Origin of the sequence: Sulfurovum sp. bin170 (genome assembly GCF_010892395.1) — a bacterium.
In the GTDB taxonomy this organism is placed as follows: Bacteria; Campylobacterota; Campylobacteria; order Campylobacterales; family Sulfurovaceae; genus UBA1140.
This window is the reverse complement of sequence record NZ_JAACKB010000320.1, coordinates 1-4,746: the sequence shown is the minus strand read 5'-3', so window position 1 is coordinate 4,746 and position 4,746 is coordinate 1. Positions and strand designations below refer to the sequence as shown.

The following is a 4,746-nucleotide window of genomic DNA, read 5'->3' as shown; positions in this document are numbered from 1 at the left end:
TACTATTAACTAAAATATTATGTTTAAATAATAATTTACTACCATTTGTTATCATTACCAAATTTACTCCAATATAAAGTCAGAAGCAATCTGTGAATAAATAGAGAAAAATACTTAAAATAGTTCAAAAAAGGATATTTAAAACAAAATAACTTATGCTGATATATAATCTTTCTTTATAAGAATAATTTTTGTGTAAAAAATACACATTTTCTTATGATATTTTAAGGGATTTTCTTCTAAAGTGTTTCACTTCTTCTCAGATTGCTTCTCAGAATTATACTCAAAATCACTTTCTCCTCTTCTTAGAATTTTAGGGTCAGATGATGAAAACAAACTTTTTACCATTGTATTATAAGCCTTTTTACTCTATATGTCGGTGTCGGTCACACTTGGACACCCCGTCGGTCGACACTTGTGTCGGTCGAGATGTGGACACTTTAGCCAATGAGACCGACACGAAAGCTCTTTTTAAGGTTATTTAAGAGTTAATTAAGAAAGTAGATACCCTAAACTAAAATATATTCCCAAATTAAAAAAAAAGAGCATAGATTGAAAAGGATATTTATGACCGAAATAGTAGTGTACCAATCTTTTCACTATTCACTAAACTAGTCTTCCATAATCCCAATACGAACACACTCTTCATAACTAGTATTTCCATTAATAAGCATCTCTCTTAGCTTATCAGCAATCGTTTTCATCCCTGCTTTTTTCATAGCGATACGAATTTGATGGTCGTTTAGTCCATCTTTCATCATAGTTTTTACAGAGTCATTCATAATAAATAGTTCACCAACAGCTTTTCGTCCACTGTATCCTGTGAAATCACACTCCTTGCACCCCTTAGCTTTATAATAAGTGGCATGAGTAGGTAGTTGTAGTTCATCTATAACAGCCTGTGGTAGTTCAGTTGGCTCTTTACAGCTACATAGCTGTCTAGTTAATCTTTGAGCAAGTACCCCAAGTAGTGTAGAACCAATGAGAAAATCCTCTATACCCATATCCATTAGACGAGACAAAGCAGATGTTGCATCATTGGTATGTAGAGTTGAGAGCATTAGGTGACCTGTTAGAGCAGAACGAAGCCCAATTTCAGCTGTTTCACTATCTCTCATCTCTCCAATCATGATGATGTCAGGGTCTTGTCTCAGGATAGAACGAAGACCTGCTGCAAATGTTAATCCAACTTTATCATTAACTTGAATCTGATTTACATTCTCTGCATTGTACTCAACTGGGTCTTCTACGGTGATAATATTCTTATCAGGTGTAGCTATATGTTGCAGGCAGGCATGAAGAGTTGTTGATTTACCAGAACCAGTTGGACCAGTTACTAGAATCATCCCATGAGGGTGTGTAAGTAGCTTGTTTAGGTCTCTTGTTAAGTCGTCTGTAAAACCTAGAGTTTTTAGCGTAGGGATACTCTCACTTGTCATAAGAAGCCTCATAACAACTCTCTCTCCATAGTATGTAGGGAGTACAGAGACCCTAATATCAAGACTTTTACCTGCTATGGTTACTTGTGTTCTACCATCTTGAGGTACTCTTTTTTCAGATATATCAAGGTTTGAGATAACTTTGATTCTTGATATAACCAGTCCTGTAATATTTTTATCAATATCTAAGTGCTTTTTCAGTGCACCATCAATTCGTAGGCGAACTTCACCTTTTTTCTCTAGTGTTTCGATATGAATATCACTAGCACCTTTTTTAATAGCTTGAAAAAATAAAGAGTTGACTAGTTTTACAACAGGTGCAGACTCCTCATTGGATAGAAGGTCTTGAGAGTTTCGTATAAAGTCCAAAAGGTCAGACTCCACCTCAATAATATCATCACCACTCTCTGTCTCTATAGAATCAAAATCACTACCTGTTTTAATCTCTCTAAACTTATTTTGTAATCTTTCAAAACTATCAGAATCAACCTCTACTACAGGGTAATCAATATCTAATTTAGAGAGATGATTCAGAGCAGTTGCTAGATTACTCTTCTCTACAATAGTACACTCCTTACCATGTACCATAGCAAAAAGAAGATGATGTTTCATCGCTAATGTATTATTAATCTCTTCACTCCAAATTGGCTCAAGATCAATATTTTCAATAAATGGCAGTCTCATATTTAGCTTCCTTTATTGACGAGACTCATGACTAAATGCAGTCCCCTCATCATACTCAATACCAGTATTAATTTCATTGAGGTTAATATCTCTATTTTGCTGATTGATACTCTCTAGGATAGATTCACTTCTTATAGCTGATGAGTCATCTTCTATATCTATTTCAGGTATGATAGTTGAATCAACTTCATCCTCTCTCTCTGCGGGTGTATAGTTCTGTATACTATGGGACTCTGGTACTTTATCGGAAGTTACCTCTAAAAGATTCCTTGATTGACTAGAAAATGTAACATGTCTTCTATCTTCTTATATTCCATTTTTTCTCTTCTCTAATTTATTTAATACTATTTTATTAAATTTCTGTTGTATAGAGTCTAGCTCATCAAGATTTTTACGAAGGGTTTTTAGGTCTGAGCTTTTTTTAACTATATAAGGCGTAAGGTAGATGACAACATTTATCTTGTTTTTTCCTTCTCCTTGTGAGGTAAAGAGTCGCCCCAAAATAGGAATATCTCCTAGAACAGGAACCCTAGTGGAACTTTTACCAGTGGAAGTCTTGATAAGTCCACCCAAGATAATAGTCTCTCCATGATTGACAATAGCGTTTGTTTTTACGGATCTTTTGGTAGTTGTTGGTCTATCCGCCGCCGCACCTGAACCAGGAAGAACATCCTCTATAGTGGTCTCCACCTCAAGGGAAACTTTGTTATTGCTAGAGAGTCTAGGTTTGACATTAAGCGTTATCCCAATATCCTCTCTACTGTAGTTGTTGAGAACATTTGAAGAGCCTTGAGTACTCTGTTGTGATTGGGTGATAATAGATTGTGTTTGACCTACATAGATGCTTGATGGTTTATTATTGGTACATAGAATAGAAGGCTCTGATAGTACCTGTGCGGCACCATTCTGCTTTAGAAGGTCAAGTTGTATACCAGTTGAGAAGACCTCTTTTATCCCAGAGTCAAAGGCAAATCTACTCTCTGTCTCTGTACCTATAGGGTTACCCGCTTCATTATAGAGTGTTTTTGTGCCACCTTGATTTAGAAAGCTCATTAGTGAAGGAGAGATAGCCAAAGGTGCTGCACCTGAACTAGCAAGTAGCGAGAATACACCTTTTGAGGTGATAGCACCACCAGAGAATCCATACTTAACTCCTATGTTTTCTGCAAGATTTGTATTGACCTCCACAATCTTAGTTTTGATGTATACTTGAGACTTCTCTATATCAAGTAGTCTAACCGTTTCACGGATATTCTCTATTTGAGCAGAGTTTGCTAAAACTATCAGAGCATTTCTCTCAAGGTCACTAGCAATTACAGCTTTTTGAACCTTTTCATTTTTTGCTATAGGAGAACGATTCGTAGCACCAACTTTTCTAGGTGGTATTTTTGCACCTTTTGCAATAGCATGAATGGAACCACCCGTAGCTAAATTACCAGTCATTTGAGGTAGTATTTTGCTTAAAATCTTCTCCATATCTTCAACATTTGAGTTCTCAAGTGGTATGACAAACATTCTCTGTACATCTCTCTCTTCACCCTCTATATCAAGTTGCTCAATATATTGAACCAATTTATTTAGATTTCGACTGTTTCCGACTAGTATAACTGAGTTACTACCATCATTTTTCATGACAGATACTTTTTCGCTGACTATATCTTGGGCAAAAAGCTCTTTGGACATACTCTGTATATTGGGAAAAATATCTTTTACTAAAGCATGTTGAAGTGTTATAACTCGACTTCTCTTCTTCTCACCTCTCTCAATCTTATCTATCAGCTTTTTAATAGATTTTAGAGAGTGAGGATATGCTGTAATAGCCAAAAGATTATTTTTCTTAAATGAGACAACCTTTGCACTTTTATGAAGTAGTGGTTTGATTTTTGTTCTTATCACCGCAGCGTTTACACTATTGAGTTGAAAAACTACAGTCTCCATAGTACCACCTTGACTTATATTGCTTCTAACGGGTAGTCCCTCTCCTGACGCATCATTTATTTTTACAACTTGGTAGTAGTCACCTTTTGGTACAAGAGTCATCTTTTTAGTGGATAAAATAGCATTTATTATAGGAATAAGCTCACTCTTCTCTACAGGTTCATTAGATATAAAGTTTATCTTTCCTTTTATCTCACCATCAATAAGTATATTTTTACCAGTAATCTTACCAACCATCTTTATAGCATCACTAATATTTAAATTGTTAAAGTTTATATCAACCTTCTCTGCATGAGCCTGAAGACTCAAAGCGATAAGTACCCCTACTACTATTTTACTTAATCTCATATTCTAACTCCATATCTTGATTATTCCTTTGTATACTCAAAGTTAAGTTTTCTATACTCTCCATCTCTTTGTAGAATGAAAAGGCTGCATTATAGCTGTTTAACTCTTGTCCATTAACTGCTTTGAGAATATCACCTCTTCTTAAATCTAGTTTCTCAAAATCGCTACCTTTTTTTACAAAGTTGACTTTGAATCCCTGTAGTTGACCATTTACTTTGTGTTCCCCTATCCCAATATCTTTCCATACCTTATCAATATCTTTGGTATAAGAGCTTAGTAGCCCCTTTGAGACAACCTTTCCTATACCATCTTCATTTTCAACTATACCCTTTGTTGG

At 35.3% G+C, this 4,746-nt stretch carries 2 protein-coding genes and 1 pseudogene; all 3 read right to left on the bottom strand.

Going from position 1 to position 4,746, the window contains the following annotated elements; translation table 11 throughout:
- Positions 1–611: 611 nt before the first annotated feature.
- Positions 612–2,123, bottom strand: coding sequence for a GspE/PulE family protein (locus tag GSY74_RS07645; protein WP_164664509.1), 1,512 nt, complete (start codon positions 2,121–2,123; stop codon positions 612–614).
- A 306-nt stretch (positions 2,124–2,429) separates the two neighbouring features.
- Positions 2,430–4,409: a type II secretion system secretin GspD gene (gene gspD, locus GSY74_RS07640; RefSeq protein WP_164664508.1), complete on the bottom strand. Its 1,980-nt coding sequence runs from the start codon at positions 4,407–4,409 to the stop codon at positions 2,430–2,432.
- Positions 4,396–4,746: pseudogene (locus tag GSY74_RS07635) on the bottom strand (hypothetical protein); the annotation flags it as partial. The gene gspD and the pseudogene GSY74_RS07635, both read right to left, overlap by 14 nt.

Coding starts and splice junctions, on each gene's coding strand:
- gspD (WP_164664508.1), bottom strand. CDS start 4,409: ATGAGATTAAGTAAAATAGTAGTAGGGGTACTTATCGCTTTGAGTCTT.
- GSY74_RS07645 (WP_164664509.1), bottom strand. CDS start 2,123: ATGAGACTGCCATTTATTGAAAATATTGATCTTGAGCCAATTTGGAGT.